The sequence below is a fragment of the Rhizobium sp. Root274 genome, assembly GCF_001429245.1.
Lineage (GTDB): Bacteria > Pseudomonadota > Alphaproteobacteria > Rhizobiales > Rhizobiaceae > Allorhizobium.
In genome coordinates, this window is record NZ_LMJE01000007.1 from 594,299 (window position 1) to 613,890 (window position 19,592).

Annotated in this window: 18 protein-coding genes; 10 read left to right on the top strand and 8 right to left on the bottom strand. The window is 61.9% G+C overall.

Annotated elements, in window-relative coordinates; translation table 11 throughout:
* The first annotated feature begins 1 nt into the window (after window position 1).
* The gene (locus ASE36_RS11810; protein WP_062279533.1) at window positions 2-1,102 is read left to right on the top strand and encodes a glycosyltransferase family 4 protein; all 1,101 of its coding nucleotides are present in this window, start codon (window positions 2-4) and stop codon (window positions 1,100-1,102) included.
* Between the two features lie 9 nt (window positions 1,103-1,111).
* On the opposite strand, the gene der is transcribed toward ASE36_RS11810, so the two are convergent.
* The 3 genes from der to ASE36_RS11825 all read right to left on the bottom strand — a co-directional run bounded on the left by der (window position 1,112) and on the right by ASE36_RS11825 (window position 3,929).
* Window positions 1,112-2,536, bottom strand: coding sequence for a ribosome biogenesis GTPase Der (der, locus tag ASE36_RS11815; protein ID WP_062279535.1), 1,425 nt, complete (start codon window positions 2,534-2,536; stop codon window positions 1,112-1,114).
* Between the two features lie 36 nt (window positions 2,537-2,572).
* Window positions 2,573-3,244: a tetratricopeptide repeat protein gene (locus ASE36_RS11820; RefSeq protein WP_062279537.1), complete on the bottom strand. Its 672-nt coding sequence runs from the start codon at window positions 3,242-3,244 to the stop codon at window positions 2,573-2,575.
* A gap of 106 nt (window positions 3,245-3,350) precedes the next feature.
* Complete coding sequence (locus ASE36_RS11825) at window positions 3,351-3,929, bottom strand: NnrU family protein (protein WP_062279539.1); 579 nt, start codon at window positions 3,927-3,929, stop codon at window positions 3,351-3,353.
* A gap of 128 nt (window positions 3,930-4,057) precedes the next feature.
* Between ASE36_RS11825 and ASE36_RS11830 the strand changes: the two genes are divergently transcribed.
* Window positions 4,058-5,074 carry a polysaccharide deacetylase family protein gene (locus ASE36_RS11830; RefSeq protein ID WP_062281269.1) on the top strand — a complete coding sequence of 339 codons (1,017 nt, stop codon included), beginning with the start codon at window positions 4,058-4,060 and terminating at the stop codon, window positions 5,072-5,074.
* An 80-nt stretch (window positions 5,075-5,154) separates the two neighbouring features.
* Here ASE36_RS11830 and sbmA read toward each other — a convergent pair whose 3' ends face one another.
* Window positions 5,155-6,426, bottom strand: a complete 1,272-nt coding sequence (gene sbmA / locus ASE36_RS11835) for a peptide antibiotic transporter SbmA (RefSeq protein WP_062279541.1) — start codon at window positions 6,424-6,426, stop codon at window positions 5,155-5,157.
* Window positions 6,427-6,683: 257 nt separating this feature from the next.
* Here sbmA and ASE36_RS11840 point away from each other — a divergent pair, with 257 nt between their 5' ends.
* Complete coding sequence (locus tag ASE36_RS11840; RefSeq protein WP_062279543.1) at window positions 6,684-6,920, top strand: hypothetical protein; 237 nt, start codon at window positions 6,684-6,686, stop codon at window positions 6,918-6,920.
* A gap of 30 nt (window positions 6,921-6,950) precedes the next feature.
* Here ASE36_RS11840 and map read toward each other — a convergent pair whose 3' ends face one another.
* Window positions 6,951-7,703, bottom strand: a complete 753-nt coding sequence (map, locus tag ASE36_RS11845) for a type I methionyl aminopeptidase (protein ID WP_062279545.1) — start codon at window positions 7,701-7,703, stop codon at window positions 6,951-6,953.
* A gap of 41 nt (window positions 7,704-7,744) precedes the next feature.
* Window positions 7,745-8,791 carry an LLM class flavin-dependent oxidoreductase gene (locus ASE36_RS11850; protein WP_062279547.1) on the bottom strand — a complete coding sequence of 349 codons (1,047 nt, stop codon included), beginning with the start codon at window positions 8,789-8,791 and terminating at the stop codon, window positions 7,745-7,747.
* 250 nt (window positions 8,792-9,041) lie between these two features.
* Between ASE36_RS11850 and ASE36_RS11855 the strand changes: the two genes are divergently transcribed.
* The 3 genes from ASE36_RS11855 to xdhB all read left to right on the top strand — a co-directional run bounded on the left by ASE36_RS11855 (window position 9,042) and on the right by xdhB (window position 13,718).
* The gene (locus ASE36_RS11855) at window positions 9,042-9,815 is read left to right on the top strand and encodes a 3-hydroxybutyrate dehydrogenase (protein ID WP_062279549.1); all 774 of its coding nucleotides are present in this window, start codon (window positions 9,042-9,044) and stop codon (window positions 9,813-9,815) included.
* Window positions 9,816-9,906: 91 nt separating this feature from the next.
* Window positions 9,907-11,379, top strand: a complete 1,473-nt coding sequence (gene xdhA / locus ASE36_RS11860; RefSeq protein ID WP_062279551.1) for a xanthine dehydrogenase small subunit — start codon at window positions 9,907-9,909, stop codon at window positions 11,377-11,379.
* A gap of 2 nt (window positions 11,380-11,381) precedes the next feature.
* On the top strand, window positions 11,382-13,718 hold the full coding sequence (xdhB, locus tag ASE36_RS11865) for a xanthine dehydrogenase molybdopterin binding subunit (RefSeq protein WP_062279552.1): 2,337 nt from the start codon (window positions 11,382-11,384) through the stop codon (window positions 13,716-13,718).
* Window positions 13,719-13,722: 4 nt separating this feature from the next.
* On the opposite strand, the gene ASE36_RS11870 is transcribed toward xdhB, so the two are convergent.
* A complete protein-coding gene (locus tag ASE36_RS11870; protein WP_062279554.1) occupies window positions 13,723-14,607 on the bottom strand; it encodes a hypothetical protein in 885 nt (294 codons plus the stop codon).
* Between the two features lie 136 nt (window positions 14,608-14,743).
* Between ASE36_RS11870 and xdhC the strand changes: the two genes are divergently transcribed.
* On the top strand, window positions 14,744-15,544 hold the full coding sequence (gene xdhC, locus ASE36_RS11875) for a xanthine dehydrogenase accessory protein XdhC (protein WP_062281272.1): 801 nt from the start codon (window positions 14,744-14,746) through the stop codon (window positions 15,542-15,544).
* 70 nt (window positions 15,545-15,614) lie between these two features.
* Here the strand turns inward: xdhC and ASE36_RS11880 are convergent, their stop codons facing one another.
* Complete coding sequence (locus tag ASE36_RS11880; protein WP_062279556.1) at window positions 15,615-15,845, bottom strand: hypothetical protein; 231 nt, start codon at window positions 15,843-15,845, stop codon at window positions 15,615-15,617.
* Window positions 15,846-15,956: 111 nt separating this feature from the next.
* Here ASE36_RS11880 and ASE36_RS11885 point away from each other — a divergent pair, with 111 nt between their 5' ends.
* From ASE36_RS11885 to guaD, 3 genes are all read left to right on the top strand, one after another.
* Entirely contained in the window at window positions 15,957-16,874 is a 918-nt protein-coding gene (locus ASE36_RS11885; protein ID WP_062279558.1) for a LysR substrate-binding domain-containing protein, read from the top strand.
* A gap of 164 nt (window positions 16,875-17,038) precedes the next feature.
* The gene (puuD, locus tag ASE36_RS11890) at window positions 17,039-18,271 is read left to right on the top strand and encodes a urate hydroxylase PuuD (protein WP_062279560.1); all 1,233 of its coding nucleotides are present in this window, start codon (window positions 17,039-17,041) and stop codon (window positions 18,269-18,271) included.
* A complete protein-coding gene (gene guaD / locus ASE36_RS11895; protein ID WP_062279562.1) occupies window positions 18,271-19,587 on the top strand; it encodes a guanine deaminase in 1,317 nt (438 codons plus the stop codon). The genes puuD and guaD overlap by 1 nt, the downstream gene beginning before the upstream one ends.
* Window positions 19,588-19,592 lie beyond the last annotated feature (5 nt).

Sequence of the window (19,592 nt, forward strand, 5' to 3'; positions counted from 1 at the left end):
CATGTCGATGCCTATGCCAAGCCCCGCCTCCTCCAGACTGACCATCGTCACCGATGCCTGGCACCCGCAGGTAAACGGCGTCGTGCGCTCGATCGAGACCACCAATCGCGAGCTGAAGACGATGGGGGTCGAAGTTTCGATGGTGACGCCCGAGCACTTCGCCAGCTTCCCGATGCCGACCTATCCGGAAATCCGCCTCTCGCTTGCCTGGCCAGGTCAGGTCGGGCGGATGATCGCGGCGCAGCGCCCGGACTATGTGCACATCGCAACCGAAGGTCCGCTCGGACTGATGGCGCGCCGCTGGTGCCTGCGCAACGGTCAACCGTTTTCGACCAGCTACCACACCCGGTTTCCGGAATATGTAGCCGCTCGCTTGCCGCTAAAGGCGTCCTGGCTCTACGCCTATGTCCGCTGGTTTCACAATCGCGGCGGCGCCTGCATGGTGGCAACGGAAAGCCTGCGCCGGGAACTGACCGCACGCGGCATTAAGAATTTGAGCCTCTGGAGCCGCGGCATCGACACAGGCCTGTTTCGCCCGCGCCAGAAAACGGAAAAACCTTTCGGCCTGCCTCGACCGATCTTCATGACGGTCGGCCGTGTTGCCGTGGAGAAGAACCTGCCGGCCTTTCTCGATCTTGATATGCCCGGCTCGAAAGTCGTCGTGGGCGACGGCCCTGCCCGCGCCGAGCTTGAGGCGCATTATCCGGACGTGCATTTCACCGGCATGCTGCATGGCGAGGAACTGGCCCAAGCCTATGCACAGGCTGACGTGTTCGTCTTTCCGTCCAAGACCGACACCTTTGGCAATACGATCTTGGAAGCGCTCGCCTCCGGTGTTCCGGTCGCCGCCTATCCGGTCACCGGGCCGATCGACATCCTGCCGTCCGGCTCCAATGCCGGGGCGTTGAACCCCAACCTGCAGATCGCCTGCATCGCCGCTTTGCAAGCCTCGCCCGAGAGCGCCCGCAGGCTGGCCGAAACCTATTCGTGGAAGGCCGCGACCGAACAGTTCTTCGACAATGTCGTGGAAGCCAAGGAGCAGCGCCGCAAGCGGGGCTTACGCGCCCGCTTCGGCACCCGACCGGCGGATCTCACCGGTTGAGGAGAGGCCTCAGCGTCGGCGCTTGCGCCCTTCGAACGGGTTCTCGCCTGCCTTGAAATGGATACGGATCGGCACGCCCGGCATCTGGAAATCGGCGCGCAGACCATTGGTCAGATAGCGAATATAGCTTTCCGGAAGGGCGTCGGGTCGCGTGCAGGAAATCATGAAGGCCGGCGGGCGGGCCTTGACCTGCGTCATGTATTTCAGCTTCAGGCGGCGACCGGAGACGGCCGGTGGCGGATGCTGCGTCTGCACGGCATCGAGCCAGCGATTGAGTTTGGCAGTCGAGATGCGCTTGTTCCACACCTTGTCGGTGTCGATGATGTTCTGCATGAGCTTTTCCAGCCCATAGCCGGTCTGGCCCGACATCGGCACGGCGCGAATGCCACGCGCCTGCGGCAGCAGCCGCTCGGTCTTTTCGCGCAGATCGGCCAGCACCGCCTGCTGGTCCTCGACCAGATCCCACTTGTTGAAGGCGAGAACGGCAGCACGGCCTTCGCGCAGGCAGAGATCGACGATCTGCAGGTCCTGCTTTTCGAAGGGGATCGTCGCATCGAAGACGATGACGACCGTTTCGGCAAAGCGGATCGCGCGCAGCGTGTCGGCGACCGACAGCTTTTCCAGCTTCTCCTGCACGCGCGCCTTGCGGCGCATACCGGCCGTGTCGAACATCTTGATGGTGCGGCCGCGCCAGTCCCATTCGACCGAAATCGAATCGCGGGTGATGCCGGCTTCCGGCCCGGTCAGCAGACGGTCTTCGCCGAGGAAGCGATTGATCAGCGTCGACTTGCCGGCATTCGGGCGACCGACGATTGCCACGCGCAGCGGCTTCGTGTCGTCATATTCCGGCTCGAACTCCTCGTCTTCACCCTCTTCGTCACCCGGGTGAAGCACGATATCGGTTTCAGCCACATCTTCCGGCTCGGGAAAGGCGCGCTCTTCGCCGATCGCCTCGACGATCGCATCGCGCAGGTCGATCATCCCCTGCCCATGTTCGGCCGAGATCGGCACCGGCTCGCCGAGACCGAGTGTATAGGCGTCATAGAACCCGCCGTCAGACCCCTTGGCTTCCGACTTGTTGGCAACCAGCACGACCGGCTTGCCGCGACGGCGCAGCATTTCGGCCAGCGTCTTGTCGAGCGGGGTCAGGCCGAACTTGGCGTCGACGACGAAGAGCGAGAGATCCGCCTCGTCGATCGCCGCTTCCGTCTGCGCGCGCATGCGGCCTTCCAACGTGTCCGCACCGGCCTCTTCGAGACCGGCGGTATCGATGATGGTGAAGCGCAGATCCACGAGCTTGGCATCACCCGGGCGGCGGTCGCGGGTCACACCCGGTGTGTCGTCGACAAGCGCCAGCTTCTTTCCGACCAGACGGTTGAAAAGCGTGGACTTGCCGACATTCGGACGACCGACGATGGCAACGGTGAAACTCATGGAACGCTAGCTTTCCGACCCTTCAGGGCCTTGTTGTTACGGCGCCTTGCCGGACGCCTTGATGTTGTCGAGCATCATCTGGGCGCGGGCAGACGTGTTGCGCGGGGTTTCCGCGTCTTCGGTGATCTGCTCGAACCATTCGCGGGCGCGCACCATGTCGCCGGCCTTGTAGGCGGCGAGACCAAGGGCTTCGCGAGCAGCGTGGCGCATGGCATTGGACGGCGTCGCCATGGCTTCGACTTCCGCCGAGACCTGCTCATAGGTGCCGGTATCAACCATCAGCCAGGCAGCACGGACGCGCGCTGCATTGCGAACCGCTTCCGGCACGTCATTGTCGTCGCCAATGGTCTTGAAGGCAGCGATTGCGCCCGCCGGATCACCCTTTTCGGCCAGAACCGAAGCGCCGCGGAAGCGAGCGAGCACGCCGTAAGCGCCGTAGCCGTCTTTCTCGAGTGCCTGAAGGGCGGCTTCCGCCTCGTCGCGCTTGCCTTCGTCGGCGAGCTTGAGCGCGGCAAGGAACTGGTCGCCGGCGCCCGAGGCCTGGGTGGAGTTCCAGTGATCCCACAGCCTGTGGCCGGCCGTGCCGACGACGATCAGGACCGCAACGCCGATAATGATGCGGCTATAGCGCTTCCAGGCGTTGCGCACCTGATCGGAGCGAAGCTCTTCGTTGACTTCGCGGATAAAGCTGTCGTTCTGGTCAACCATTCATACCCCCGGCAGCGCCGGCCTTTCCATGCAATCTCATGCGTGAGCGGCCTTCTAGCCGATTTTTGTCCGCTTGTAAGGGGAAAACCGCGAAAAGCCTGCGGCCTCACATCGGCAGCGGTGCCACACCGATCAAGACTTCGTGCAGCTTAAAGGTAATCAGCGCCCAGACGACGACACCTAAGACCACGGCGATGGCATCAAAGCGTGCCGAAACGAAGGTTCGCCGCACGAGATCGCCGGCCCGCTGACGGCGCTTGTAGTTGATGCGCAGCACGACGCCCCAGGCGAGCAGCGCACCGAACATCAGGATCGAGGCCAGGTCGCCATTGGCGAGCAGGTGGGCGGCGGCCCAGATCTTGATCGACAGCACGATCGGATGCTTCGTCTTCGTCGCGATATGCCCGGCCGGCAGGAAACCGGCAACCAGACAGATCATGGCAATCAACATCAGCGTAATGGTCAGGTGGTTCATGCCCATGGGCGGGAACCAGACATTAATCACGCGCGCCGTGGCATAACCCCAGATCAACACCACCAGCGACACGAGGCTGAGGACGGAATTGATCACGCGCCAGCCGGTTTCGCCGAAGCGCTCAATCATCGACAGGCGAAAGCCCGGCGCGACGACGCGGATCAGATGGGTGGCCAGAAACAGGATGATGCCGAGAATGAGAAGCGCCATGGAGAAAACCTTTCAGGTCGTGTTGTCAAAAGCCTTACTGGTCCGCCGCTCGAATATCCAGCCTGTTCAAAGCTTCGCCGCATTTGGATGACACCCAGCACCCCTTGTTGATGTCCGGGTATTTGCTGATGTTTCGTTCCTTGATGGCCATTTCCCTTGCCCTGACCGCCACGACGGCGGTTGCCGGAGACCCGGCGCCTGCGGCAAAAGGTGCGGGCGAAGCGAGACCGAAACAGATCCTGATGATCTCCTTCGACGGCGCCCACGACAACAAGCTCTGGAAACGCAGCCGGGACATCGCCAAGCGCGCCAATGCTCACTTCACCTATTTCCTCTCCTGCGCCACGCTGATCCCGCGCGAGCGGGCAGGCGATTACAAGGCACCGGGCATCAAGGCCGGCCGCTCCAATATCGGCTTTGCCCAGACGGTGGACGAGGTTTCGACCCGGCTCGACAACATCTGGAGCGCACACGAGGAAGGTCATGAGATCGCCAGCCACACCTGCGGGCATTTCGATGGTAAGGACTGGACCAAGGATCAATGGCTGACCGAGTTCGAGAGCTTTGACCGGGTGCTGGCCGGCGCCTGGAAGGACAATGGGCTGGCTGATCGCGAGCCGGAAGGCTGGGCCGACTTCGTCACATCCGGCATCACCGGTTTTCGCGCGCCCTATCTCTCCGCTCCCGACAGCCTTTACGAGGCCGAACGCCAGCATGGCTATCGCTACGATGCGAGCCTCGTCACCCACGACCCGGCGCCACCGCGCAAAGAGAATGGTCTGATCCGTTTCGGCCTGCCGCTGATTCCGGAAGGGCCTGAGAACCGCCGCATCATCGCCATGGACTACAACCTCTTCATCCGCCATTCCGGCGGCATCGACCACCCGTCGAAGGGCGACGAATTCGCCGAGCGCAGCTACAAGGCGTTCAAGACCGCCTTCGAGACCCAGTATAATGGGAACCGCATGCCCCTGCAGATCGGCCTCCACTTCGTCACCATGAACGGCGGCGCCTATTGGGCGGCGATGGAGCGGCTGGTGGCGGAGGTCTGCACCAAGCCGGATGTCGCCTGCGTCACCTATTCCGAGGCGCTGGAGATGCTGGGCACCAAGGGCGGCCAGGCTGCAGGCACCGGCGATATGTGATGGTTCCTTAAGCATTAAAGCAAAAGGTCGCGCTGGGTTTCCCAGGCGCGGCCTTGGTGTTTTATGCGGTCTTCAGTCCGTCAGGTTGGCTTGTCCGCAGCGACCTCGCCAGCGACAGCCTCCCGCTCCAGATAGCGCTGATCGATTTCCGGCAGAGGCTCGTTGTCGATCGCGGCCTCAAACGCCTTGAGGCGCTTGTGGATCGACAGAAGCTCGATGATGGTCGTCCAGGAATTGACCAGATACTGGAACGAATTCGACACCTGTCCGAAGGCGGTCGCGATCTGCTGATAGATACCATAGGTGATCTTGCCAGCAACGATCGTCGGCACCAGCACGATCAGCAGGAAGATCGCATCGGCCTGCATGTAGAAATAGCGGGCGACGTTGAAATAGAGGTAGTGGAAGTAGAGCGTGAAATAATTGACCCGGACGTTGTTGTAGAGCTCCTTCACCGTCGCGGGTTGCGCGCGATCCGCATGATCCTCACCATAGACCAGTTCCTTGCGATAGGCCGCTTCGACGCGCTGGTTGCGGAAATTAAGCCCCGGCAGCTTGATACCGGCAACGGCGAGCAGCACTGTCCCGAAGGCCGACCAGAAGATCGCCAGCCAGAAAAGCGCATGCGGCACCTCGCCGATGATCGGAAGCTCGCTGACATAACCCGACAGCGAAAACAGGATTGGCAGGAAGACAATCAGCGTCATCACGGCATTAATCAGCGAAATGCCAAGACCCTCAAGCGTCGAGGAGAACCGCATCGTGTCTTCCTGCACACGCTGTGAAGCGCCTTCGATATGACGGACCTTCTCCCACTTCGACATGTAGAAGTCGTTCATCGCCGTGCGCCAGCGGAAGATGTAATGGCTGGTGAAGAAGTCGGTCACGATCGAGATCGCCATGCTGACGAAGACGATCTTCGCGAACACGATCTGCAGGCTGTAGAAATCCCAGACGGTGATGCCTGGCTGCTTCGACAGCGCATTCTGCAAGAGATCGCCGAACGGACGGCGGAAATTGTTGATGACGACCGAGACCTGCACGCCGAAATAAACCGCCGCAATAATGAACAGCGATCCCCAGATCGACCAGATCTTCCAGGGATGATCCTTGGCCAGGATCGTCCAGACCCCACCAAAGGCGATCATGCAGAGAAGGAAATAGGCGTAGAAGAACAGGTTCGACGGAAGGGCGAAGAAGCTGAGATCGAACGGCTCCGTCTCCGGATGCACATAGCCCAGGCTGTTCCCAAACTCCTGGACACCAAAATACCAGGCGAGAACGCAGACGAAGGTGAAGATGACCGCAGATGTGAAGAACAGCTTAGGCCGGGGGAAGAAGGAATGAAACACGGGGGGAACCTTCGTGTGGGAGAAGTCCTGCAAATCGACACGGAACCTAGGGCACTGGCGCCGCAGCAGCAATGCCACTGCCAAATTGTGGCGGAATTACCCCCGCAATAATTACAGGTTCGCAAGAATAGACGGGCTGTTGGCCACCGGTTGCAAGCGGCTGGCAGAAGCCGAGGGCATACCGCCCCACCCAAGTCCGCTTGCCTCAGCCCCAAAAATCGCTAGGGAAGTCCCAAAGCTTTTTCCAGGAGTGCCCCATGAGCGACCTCAGCCTGCAGCAGGCCATCGACAACATCTACACCTCGATCAACAACGACAATGAAGAAATCGATCTTCACATTGCAGCGCTCAAAGCGGCGATGGGACGCGAAGGTGTCAAGGAAGCCGTGTTCGAGCCGTCGAAGCTCGCCCAGTCGAACCGCCAGGGCCGCAAGATCATGCAGTCCTATTTCAAGAAAAAGGGCGTCGCTGTCGCCTTTTCGAAGTCCGAATAAGGCGTCTGACGAGACGCTGTTACGCTCGCCTTAGTCGGCGAGCGTCAGCACCAGCGGTCCATTCTTCGTCACCACGATCGTGTGTTCGAACTGAACGGTCGGCGCCGGCGGATCGCTGTAGAGCGTCCAGGCGTCCTTGTCGCCGTCCTCGGCCCAGTGGCCGCCGAGCGAGAGGAACGGCTCGACAGTGAACACCAGCCCTTCCTCCATAATCCGGGTTTCGTCCGGATCCGGCCAGGTCGACAATTCTTTCGGCTCTTCATGCAGCGAACGGCCGACCCCATGGCTCGCAAGATTGGTGATCAGCGTATAGCGGTTCTTGCGGGCAAAGGCGCCGATGGAATTGCCGATATCGGCCATTGGACGGCCAGTCTTCACCTGATTGAGGCCTACCCAGAGCGCCCGCTTGCCGTCACGCAGCAGCCGTTCCTGCTTGGCCGTTCCCGGCGGCACGATGAAGGACTGGCCGGTATCGCCGAAATAGCCGAGCTTTTCCGCCGACACATCGATGTTGACGAGGTCGCCCGCCTTGATCACCCGGTCGCCGGGAATGCCATGGGCAATCTCCTCATTGACCGAGATGCAGGTGGCGCCGGGAAACTGGTAGCAGAGTTCCGGCGCCGATTGCGCGCCATTGTCTTCGAGGAGCTTGCGGCCGATCTGGTCGAGCTCGCGGGTCGTGATCCCCGGCTCAAGTGCTGCTGCCATCACCTTGATGGCAGCGGCGCAAATCCGCCCGATGTCCTTGAGACGGACAAGGTCCTCTTCGGTTTCGACAATCATGGCGGTCCTTCAAATGCTTCTTCGGCGGGCTGGCCGCTGCCTTAGGCGGCAGATGCCTTTTCCGTCAACGCCTTCCGAACCAGCGGCGCGACTTTTGTTCCGAAGAGTTCGATGCCGCGCATGATTTCCTGATGCGGCATGGGGCCAATCGCCATCTGCAGCAGGAAGCGGTCGTTCTTGAAGATGCCATGCATCGCAACGATCTTTTCCGCGACCGTTTCCGGATCACCGACGAAGAGCGCACCGCGCGGCCCGCGTGACGCATCGAATTGCGCCCGGTTGGTCGGCCCCCAACCGCGCTCGCGACCGATCCGGTCCATCACCACCGCCTGCGGTCCATAGAAAATGTCGGCAGCCGACTGCACCGTGTCATGAATGAAGCCATGCACGTTGATCGATGTTTTCAAAAGCGACGGATCGACGCCGGCCTTTTCAGCGCTCTGGCGGTAGAGATCGAAGAAGGGCGCAAAGCGATGCGGCTCGCCGCCGATGATGGCGAGCGCCAGCGGCAGGCCGAGATAACCGGCCCGCGCCGCCGATTGCGGCGTGCCGCCGATCGCGATCCACAGCGGCAGCAGATCCTGCAGCGGACGCGGATAGACGCCCCGTGCCTGGATAGGCTTGCGGGTCTGGCCTTCCCAGGTCACCACTTCGTTCTCGCGGATCTCCATCAGGAGCTGCAGCTTCTCCGCAAACAGTAGGTCGTAGTCTTCAAGGTCGTAGCCGAAGAGTGGGAAGCTCTCGATGAACGAGCCGCGCCCGACCATCAGCTCGGTGCGGCCGCTGGAGAGCAAGTCGACCGTCGCATATTGCTGGAAGACGCGAACCGGATCATCCGAGGAGAGGACGGACACGGCGCTGGTCAGCCGGATATTCTTCGTCTGAACGGCGGCGGCCGCAAGGATCGTCGCGGGGGACGATGCCATATAGTCCGGGCGGTGATGTTCGCCGAGACCGAAGACATCGAGGCCAACGTCATCCGCAAGCTTGATCTCGGCCAGCAACTCGTCGACGCGGCGTTTGGCCTCCGCCCCCTTGTTGGCCGCATTCGGATCGACATCGGCGAAGGTGTAGAGACCGAGTTCCATGGCATAACTCCGCTGGTAAGCTGTTTTGTCTGACATAGCGATTAAGCCTGTGGTGGCAAAGTCCCCTCCATCGAACAGTGTGTCACGCCTGGCTCTGCTCCCGCCTCTCCGCAACCAGCCCTCTGCCCGGCCTTTATTGCACCGCAGTAAAACGCCCGTTGCACAAGAACTTCCTTTGGGACTAGGCTCGGGCCGGCGGGACACATCAAGGCCGGGCTTCACCGGCATGCGTCAAACAGGAATTAGTCTGATGAAAAGAACAGTTGTCGTCACCGGCTCCACCAGCGGCATCGGCCTTGGCATTGCCAAGGCTTTCGCGGCGGAAGGCGCCAATGTCGTGATCAATGGCTTTGGCGATGCAGCCGAAATCGAAAAGATCCGCCAATCGCTTGAGACGTCCGGCGGCAAGGCGCTCTACCACGCCGCCGACATGTCGAAGCCGGCCGAGATTGCCGACCTGATCGCCACCGCCGAAAAAACGTTCGGCGGCATCGATGTGCTCGTCAACAATGCCGGCATCCAGCATGTCGCCCCGGTCGAGGAATTCCCGATCGAGAAATGGGACCTGATCATCGCGATCAACATGTCGAGCGCCTTCCACACGATTCGCGCGGCCATCCCGGGCATGAAAGCCAAGAAGAAGGGCCGCATCATCAACATCGCCTCGGCCCACGGCCTCGTCGCCTCGCCCTTCAAGTCGGCTTATGTGACGGCCAAACACGGCGTGCTGGGCCTCACCAAGACGGTGGCTCTGGAGACAGCCCGCGACGGTATTACCGTCAACGCGATCTGCCCCGGTTATGTGCTGACACCTCTGGTCGAAAAGCAGATCCCCGACACCGCCAAGGCACGCGGCATTTCCGAGGATCAGGTGAAGAACGACGTCATGCTACATCTGCAGGCGACCAAGGAATTTGTCGGCATCGACCAGGTGGCAGCACTGGCCATCTACCTGGCAAGCGATGCTGCAGCCCAGGTGACCGGCACCTCGATCTCCATTGATGGCGGCTGGACAGCACAATAAACTTGAAAGATTGAGCTGCGCCGCCCACCATCGCTAATATGGGCGACGCAGCCGCGTCCGGCAGTCGGACACCGAGGGACACGATTTATAGATGGCAGACAGCATTCGTTTCATCCTGAACGGCGAAGACGTCGCCCTTTCAAGCCTCGACCCGACCGAGACGCTGCTCGACTTCCTGCGCCTGAAGCGCCGGCTGACGGGTTCGAAGGAAGGTTGCGCCGAGGGCGACTGCGGCGCCTGCACCGTGCTGGTCGGGCGGCTTGTCGACGGCGCGCTGAAGTATGAGACGGTCAATGCCTGCATCCGCTTCGTCGGCTCGCTCAATGCCACCCATGTCGTGACCGTCGAGCACTTGGCGGCCAAGGACGGCACGCTGCATCCCGTGCAGCAGGCCATGGTCGACTGTCACGGCTCGCAATGCGGCTTCTGCACCCCGGGCTTCGTCATGTCGCTCTACGGCCTGTGGATGGCCTCGGAGAACCCCGGCCGCGCGGAGATCGAACGCGCTCTGCAGGGCAACCTCTGTCGCTGCACGGGTTATGAGCCGATCGTCAAGGCCGCCGAACAGGTGGGCCATGTCAGGCCGTCGGCGCTATTCGACCCGCTGGAACGCGAACGGACCAATATCATTGCGCGTCTGGAAGAGCTTTCCACCCGCGAGACCATCGCGCTTGCCGGGCCCGATGGCCGCCGGCTAGTCGTCCCCGGCAGCGTCGAAGCGCTGGCTGAAACACTGTCCGCCCATTCCAAGGCAACCGTCGTGGCCGGCGCAACGGATGTCGGACTGTGGGTGACGAAGCAGATGCGCGTGCTGGACCCCGTGGTGTTCATCAACCATCTGCAAGACCTGCAGAAGATCGAGGTCACGCTCGATGGCATCACGCTCGGCGCTGGCGTCAGCTACACCAGCGCCTTCGAGGTCCTGCGCCAGGAAATCCCTGCCTTCGGTCGCCTGATCACCCGCATCGGCGGCCAGCAGGTCCGCAACATGGGCACGATCGGCGGCAATATCGCCAACGGATCGCCGATCGGCGATTCACCGCCGGCCCTGATCGCGCTCTCCGCCACCGTGACGTTGCGCTCGGCCAAGGGCAGCCGCACGATGCCGCTCGAGGACTATTTCATCGACTACGGCAAGCAGGACCGCCAACCCGGCGAATTCGTCGAAAGCATGTTTGTGCCGCGCCCGAAAGCAGACAGTCACGTCGCCGTCTACAAGATCACCAAGCGCCGCGACGAAGACATCTCCGCGCTCTGCGGTGCCTTCCATCTGGAGAAGGATGCGGCTGGCATCGTCACCCATATCCGCATCGCCTTTGGCGGCATGGCCGCGACCCCGAGACGCGCTCGATCCGTTGAGGCAGCGCTCTACGGCAAGCCGTTCACCCAAGCAACGGTCGAAGCCGCCCGCGACGCCTTCGACCTCGACTACAAGCCGCTGACCGACTGGCGCGCCACGGCTGAATATCGCCAGCTGACGGCGAAGAACCTGCTGACGCGGTTCTTCCTCGAAGTGTCGGGCACGCCGCAGGAACTGCAGCGCTTCGCGACGGAGGAGGCGTGATCATGGATAAGGCGACCTACGAGACAACGAAATACATCAAGGGGCCGATGCACCAGTCGCTACGGCATGATTCAGCGCACAAGCATGTCGCCGGAAGTGCCGAATATATCGACGATATTCCCGAACCCGCAGGGCTCCTCCACGGCGCACTCGGCATGGCGGATCGCGCCCATGCGGACATCCTGTCGATCGATCTCTCGGCGGTGAAGGCCTATCCGGGGGTGATCGATGTCCTCACCGCCGCCGACATCACCGGTGTCAACGATGTCTCCTCCGGCGGCCGCCACGACGAGCCGCTGATCGCGACCGACAAAATCGAATTCCACGGCCAGACCATCTTCGCCGTCATCGCCGAGACCCGCGATGCGGCCCGCAAGGCGGCGCGGCTTGCCAAGGTCGAATACCGCGACCTGCCCTTCTGGACCGACATCGACGGCGCGCTGGAGAATGGCAGCCCACTCGTCACGCCGGGCATGACGCTGAAGCGCGGCACGCCGGAAACCGAGCTCGACAAGGCCAAGCATCGCATCAAGAGCTCGATGCGCATCGGCGGCCAGGAGCATTTTTACCTCGAAAGCCATATCGCGCTCGCCATTCCCGGCGAGGACGACGACGTGACCGTCTGGTCGTCCACCCAGCACCCGTCGGAAATCCAGCACATCGTCGGCCATGTGCTCGACATTCCCTCGAATGCCGTGACCGTCAACACGCGGCGCATGGGCGGCGGCTTCGGCGGCAAGGAGACGCAAGGCAACCAGTTTGCAGCGCTCGCCGCGCTCGCCGCCAAGAAGCTGAAGCGTGCGGTGAAATTCCGCCCCGACCGCGACGAGGACATGGGCGTCACCGGCAAGCGCCACGACTTCAAGATGGATTTCGACGTCGCCTTCGACGATGACGGAAAGATCCACGCCATCGAAGCCAACTTCGCCGCCCGTTGCGGCTATTCCTCGGATCTCTCCGGCCCGGTCACCGACCGCGCCCTCTTCCATGCTGATTCGAGCTATTTCTATCCGCATGTGAAGCTGACCTCGCTACCCCTAAAGACCCACACCGTCTCCAACACCGCCTATCGCGGTTTTGGCGGCCCTCAGGGTATGTTGGGTGGCGAACGGGTAATCGAAGAAATTGCCTATGCACTGGGCAAGGACCCGCTTGAGGTTCGAAAGGCCAATTTCTACGGCGAAAAGGGTTCGGGGCGAGACGTGACCCCCTATCACCAGCTGGTGGAAGACAACATCATTCTGAAGGTTGTCGAGGAGCTCGAAACCTCCTGCGACTACCAGGCCCGCCGTCAGGCGATCATCGACTTCAACAAGACGAGCCCGGTGATCAAGAAGGGCATCGCCCTCACACCGGTCAAGTTCGGCATCTCCTTCACCATGACCGCCTATAACCAGGCGGGCGCGCTGGTGCATATCTACCAGGACGGCTCGATCCATCTGAACCATGGCGGCACCGAAATGGGCCAGGGCCTCTACACCAAGGTCGCCCAAGTCGTTGCAGACTGTTTCCAGGTGGATGTCGACACGGTAAAGATCACCGCCACGACCACCGCGAAGGTGCCCAACACCTCGGCGACCGCCGCCTCCTCCGGCTCCGATCTCAACGGCATGGCGGCATACGACGCCGCCCGCCAGATCAAGGAGCGCCTGGTCGCTTTTGCCGCCGAAAAATACGGCGTGCCGGCCTCCGAGGTCGAGTTCCTGCCCAACCGGGTGCGCGTCGGCGGTGAGATCTTTGCCTTCGGTGAGTTCACCAAACAGGCCTATCTCGCCCGCGTCCAGCTCTCTGCCGCCGGATTCTACAAGACCCCGAAAATTCACTGGGATCGCGCCGCCGGCCGCGGCACGCCCTTCTATTACTACGCCTATGGCGCCGCCTGCACCGAGGTCTCGATCGACACGCTGACCGGCGAATACCTGATGGAGCGCACCGACATCCTGCATGATGTGGGCAAGTCGCTAAACCCGGTGATCGACATCGGCCAGATCGAAGGCGGCTTCGTCCAGGGCATGGGCTGGCTGACGACGGAAGAACTCTGGTGGGACGGCAAGGGGCGCCTGCGCACACACGCGCCATCGACCTACAAGATCCCGCTCGCCTCGGATCGGCCAAAAATCTTCAACACGCGGCTGGTGCCTTGGTCGGAAAACGCAGAGCCCACCATCGGCCGCTCCAAGGCCGTCGGCGAACCGCCCTTCATGCTGGCGATCTCGGTGCTGGAGGCGCTGTCGATGGCGGTGGCTTCGGTGGCGGATTACCGCGTCTGCCCGAGGCTCGACGCTCCGGCGACGCCGGAGCGTGTGCTGATGGCGGTGGAGAGGTTGAAGCGGGCGTGATGGATCAACGCGTCGCGGCCCGCAGCAGATAGAGGAAGGCTGCGAGGATCAACACCGGCAGGACCAGCAGCTTGACGAGATAGGCCGTCGCGATCCCGATCGAGGCGGTGAACAGATCGGCCGAGATTGCCACGCCATCCTGGATCACCTGCGCATTTGCGGCTGCGGTTTCCGCCATGTCAGACGCGGCCTGCAGGGTGCCTGTAAAGGCGGAGCCGAGGCGATCGAACATGCCATCCTCCGCCGGCGGGATACGATCAGTGGGAGACAGGGTTTCCACAGGCGGCACCACGTCCACGTCGGCACCGGCCAGATCCTGCTGCCCGCGCATGCGGTCGAAGACCTCCGTCGCGTTTGTCCAGGCACGATCCGTGATCGCGTCACCCGCGTAAAAGGCGATGGTGTAGGATGCCGGCAGCAGAACAGCCCCGAGCACGCCGAGAACGAGCACGGCCTTCGCCAGACGGTCCATAACCGAGGGCAACTGACGTGTCGTGAGTGTGAGCCCGGCGCAAAACAGCGCACAGGCCCCGAGAGCCACGGAAGCAACTTTGGCGACCGGCACCAGTATGAGCGACAGGATGCCGGAGACGATGGCGAGCCCGAAGAGAAGATCGACCAGCCGCTCGATGGTGTTGATGACCGGCTGCAGCAATTGTCCGGGACTGGCGGTGACCGAGGCCACACCGACGCCACCGGAAATATCGGCATCCCGCGCCACGCTCATCACGGAATTGGCCACACGCAATGTCGTGTAAAGCGCGCCGCTGCCAAGCGTGACATCGCGGCTGAACCGGGCGGCGATATCGGCGAGCGGATTGACGAGGAACAGCGCCACGGCAAAGCAGGCGACGAGCAACCAGATGATCAGGCCCTGCGTTCTGGTCATGTAAACCCCTGTGTCTTCGAGGCGAAACCTTAACACGTCGGGCATGTTACAGGCGCTGTGAAACCTTTGTCGGATAAACTGAAAGCCGCGCTGTCCAGTTGCCCCTTGAGAATGCTAGAATTGCCGCATCATGAGCCTGACCACCCTCCCCGCCTTCCTCAAAACCCACCCCAACGCCGTTCTCGTCGAAGTCGCCGAGACCAGGGGATCGACCCCGCGCGAGGCCGGCACATTGATGCTGGTGGCGGCTGAAGCGATCTGGGGCACGGTCGGTGGCGGCCATCTGGAATTCATGGCGATCGAACACGCCCGCAAGCAGTTGGCTGGCGAAACGGTGTCGGAGACGCTCGACGTGCCGCTCGGCCCCGAGATCGGCCAGTGCTGCGGTGGTCGCACGATCCTGTCGTTCCGCGTCGTCGACCAGGCCATCACTGTCGAACTCACGCAGCGCCTGGCAAGCGAACGCGCGGCATTCCCCGACGTCATGGTCTTCGGCGCCGGCCATGTCGGCCTGGCGCTCGCCCAGGCGTTGGCACCCCTTCCCTTGAAGGTCAGCCTGATCGACACGCGCACGGAGATCGACGGCGACGTGCCCGCCGGCATCACCTTTCGCCGCGTCGCGATGCCGGAGGCCGAGGTGGCGAAGGTCAGGCCCGGCGGCGCCGTCGTCATCTTGACCCATGACCATGCATTGGATTTCCTGATCGGAAGGGAAGCGCTTGCCCGAACCGACCTCGCCTATGTCGGCATGATCGGCTCGAAGACTAAGCGCGCCACCTTCGCCTCCTTCCTCGATCGCGAGGGCACCCAGCGGTCGGCGATGGAGCGCCTGACGCTGCCGATCGGCGGCAATGCGGTGAAGGACAAGCGCCCGGCGGTGATTGCGGCCATGGTCGCGGCGGAATTGCTTGGCGTGCTGCTCGGCTCCCAGAGCTGAATCAGTCTCTCAAGCGCTGGAATCACATTGCCAGCACATGTCGGCAATCGACTGATCCCAAACTCCTTTTTCAGAACGGACCGGGACGGAGATAGTCCGTCAAACCCCGGCGATACCGCCAGAGATCGCTGCGCGGATCGGACGAAGATGTCGGTTTCTCGATGCCGATATCCTTCAGGAGATCCTCGGGAATGTCATCGATATGGGGCAACTGCTGGCGTCGATGCGACTGGGTCACTCCGGACCACAGGATCGACACCAGCCTGTCGAATGGCAAGATTCTACGGATCGCGGACACCATGTCTGCCTCCACGCGGTTTCAATCTTCGTGTTTCTGATGCTCTTCTTGTGCCTGCAGTTGCGGCGGCAATCCAATTCAATTACGCTGCCCGTGCATAAAGAGGCCTTATCCATGAAACTGTCGAAACAGCTTCCCCTCAACGCCTTGCGCGTCTTCGAAGCCGTTGCGCGACTTGAGAGTTTCACCCGCGCCGGCGAAGAACTGGGCATGAGCCAGACGGCGGTAAGCTATCAGATCAAACTTTTGGAGGCGCATGTCGGCGAGGCGCTTTTCCTGCGCAAGCCGCGACGCATTTCGCTGAGCGAGGCCGGAGAGCGGCTCTTGCCGAAGGTCACCGAAGGTTTCGAACTGCTGCGCGAGGCGCTGGCCGATCTGCGCAATACGGCCGACGGCACGCTGATCATCCACGCCACGGCCACCTTCGCCTCGCAATGGCTGGCCCGCCACCTCGGTCTATTCCAGCTGAATAATCCTGGCATTGCCGTCCGGCTCGAGACCTCGCAGGAGGTGATCGATTTCAGCCGGACGGAGGCTGATCTTGCCATCCGCAGCGGCAAGGGCAGCTGGCCGGGGCTGCGGGCGCATTTCGTCATGCACAACCATTTCACGCCGATGCTGAGCCCGAAGCTCGCCGACAGCATCGGCGGGGTCCGCGAACCGCTCGACCTTTTGAAGCTGCGCATCATCGACCCGTCCGATCCCTGGTGGCGCATCTGGTTCACGGCGGCCGGCTATCCGGATGTCGAACTCGACACGCACCAGCGCACCCGGCTCGGCGCTCAGTCCTTCGAAGCGGCCGCCGCTGTCGCAGGCCATGGCATCGCCATCCTGCGACCAGAATTCTATCCGGAAGAGATCGCCTCGGGCGCACTGATCCAGCCATTCGAACTCACCTGCGAAGATGGATCGCATTATTGGCTGGTTTATCCGGAAGCACGGCGCAATGCCGGCAAGATCCGGGCTTTCCGCGAATTCCTGCGCAGCACTCTGCCGAGCTTCGAGGCAATGCCGGCAGGCGCGAAGAGCTGAGGCGCATCCGCCGGGCGCTGCCGAGGCGCTAGTCAAAATCCGTGTCGAGGCCGAACACCAAAAACTTCCCGTGCAGCTTTTGCTGCACTGCGTCCTTTCCCCTTCCCTTCCCGAGGAATTTTTCGCAATGTCAGGCAAAACGGGGAACGAGAAGGACTTAGCCGATGTATGAATACGCGATCGCCTGGGAATGGCTGTCCTTCGCCGTCCGGTGGCTGCATGTGATCACGGCCATCGCCTGGATCGGCTCGTCCTTCTATTTTATCGCGCTCGATCTCGGGCTGGTGAAGCGCCCGGGGCTTCCCGTCGGCGCCTATGGCGAGGAATGGCAGGTCCATGGCGGCGGCTTCTATCATATCCAGAAATATCTGGTGGCGCCCGCGTCGATGCCGGAGCACCTGACCTGGTTCAAATGGGAAAGCTACGCCACCTGGCTCTCAGGCTTTGCCATGCTGGCGGTCGTCTATTATGGCGGCGCCGATCTCTTCCTGATCGACCGCAGCGTTCTGGACCTTCCCCCCTGGCAGGCGATCTGTCTGTCGCTCGCCTCCCTCGCTGTGGGCTGGATCCTCTACGACCTCCTGTGCAAGTCACCACTCGGCCGCAACACCTGGGGCTTGATGGCGCTGCTCTACATCGTGCTGATCGCCATGGCCTGGGGCTATACGCAGATCTTTACCGGCCGCGCCGCCTTCCTGCATCTCGGTGCCTTCACCGCCACGATCATGTCGGCAAACGTCTTCTTCATCATCATCCCGAACCAGAAGATCGTCGTCGCCGACCTGATTGCGGGGCGCACGCCCGACCCGAAATACGGCGTCATCGCCAAGCAGCGCTCGTTGCACAACAATTACCTCACGCTGCCCGTCATCTTCTTCATGCTGTCGAACCACTATCCGCTGGCCTTTGCCACCCAGTTCAACTGGGTGATTGCAGCTTTGGTCTTCCTGATGGGCGTCACGATCCGCCACTGGTTCAACACGACGCATGCGAGGAAGGGCAAGCCGACCTGGACCTGGCTGGTAACGGTCGTGATCTTCATCGTCATCATGTGGCTCTCGACCGTGCCGAAGGTCCTGACTGGCAACGGAGAACAGGCAAGCCTCTCGCCCCGGCAACAGACTTTTGTCGACAACGGCCATTTCGAAGCCGTGCGCGATGTCGTACAGGGACGCTGTTCGATGTGCCACGCGGCCGAGCCCGTCTGGGAAGGCATTGCGCGCGCACCGAAGAACGTGAAGTTCGAGACGGACGGCGAAATCGCCGCCCATGCCCATGAAATCTACATCCAGGCCGGCCGCAGCCATGCCATGCCGCCCGGAAACATCACCGAAATCTCCCCCGAAGAGCGCAAGCTGCTCGTCGCGTGGTACGAGACGACGGTCGAAGGCAAGTGATGACAACTGAGACCCTGATGCGCGGCCGCCTCCTTTCGTTCCGTCGTGCTCCAGAGCATGCCGCTGACCGGGAAAGCTATCTCTATGAAGAGGATGGCGCGCTGCTGCTCCGCGATGGCAAGATCGCCGCTGTCGGCGCCTACGCGGAGGTGAAGCCCAAGGCCGGTGCTGATACAGCCGAGATCGATCACCGCCCGCATCTGATCCTGCCCGGTCTGATAGACTGCCACGTGCATTTCCCGCAGATGCAGGTGATCGCTTCCTACGCCGCCAACCTGCTGGAATGGCTCAACACTTACACTTTCCCCGAAGAATGCCGCTTCGTTGAAAGCGCCCATGCCGAGCGGATCGCCACGCAGTTCTTCGACGAATTCCTGCGCCAGGGCACGACCACGGCGGTTGCCTATTGCTCCGTACACAAGGCCTCTGCCGATGCCTTCTTCGCCGAGAGCCTGAAGCGCGGCACGCTGATGATCGGCGGCAAGGTGATGATGGACCGCAATGCCCCGCAGGGCCTCCTGGATACGCCGCAACTCGGTTATGACGAGACCCGCGCCGTGATCGATGAGTGGCACGGCAAGGGCCGCAACCACGTCGCCATCACCCCGCGCTTTGCCATCACCTCGACGCCTGAGCAGATGGCGATGACGCAGAAGCTGGCCGAAGAATTCCCCGATCTGCACATCCAGACACACCTGTCGGAGAACCACGACGAGATCCGCTACACCTGCGAACTCTATCCTGATGCCACTGACTATACCGACATCTATGCCCGCTACGGCCTGCTGCGGAAGAAGGCGCTCTTCGGCCATGCGATCCACCTCTCGGATCGAGAAGCTGATGCCATGGCGGAAAGTGGCACCGTCGCTGTGCACTGCCCGACGTCGAACCTCTTCCTCGGCTCCGGCCTGTTCCCGCTGAAGGCAATTCAGCGCCGTGAAAAGCCCGTAACCGTCGCGGTCGCCACCGATATCGGCGGCGGCTCCAGCTATTCCATGTTCAAGACCATGGACGAGGCCTACAAGATCCAGCAATTGCTCGGTGAACGCCTAAATCCGCTCGAAAGCTTCTACCACATGACGCTGGGCAATGCCGTGGCGCTCGATCTCGCCGACCGCATCGGCACGCTGGACGAAGGCACGGACGCCGATATCGTGGTGCTGAACGCAGCAGCCACCCCCGCCATGCGGCTGAGGATGGAAACGGTGACCTCGCTCGGCGAAGAACTCTTCCTCCTGCAGACGCTGGGAGACGACCGTTCGGTGGTCGAAACCTATGTCGCCGGCAAGGCATCGAAACCGAGGGCGGAGGCGTAAGGGTG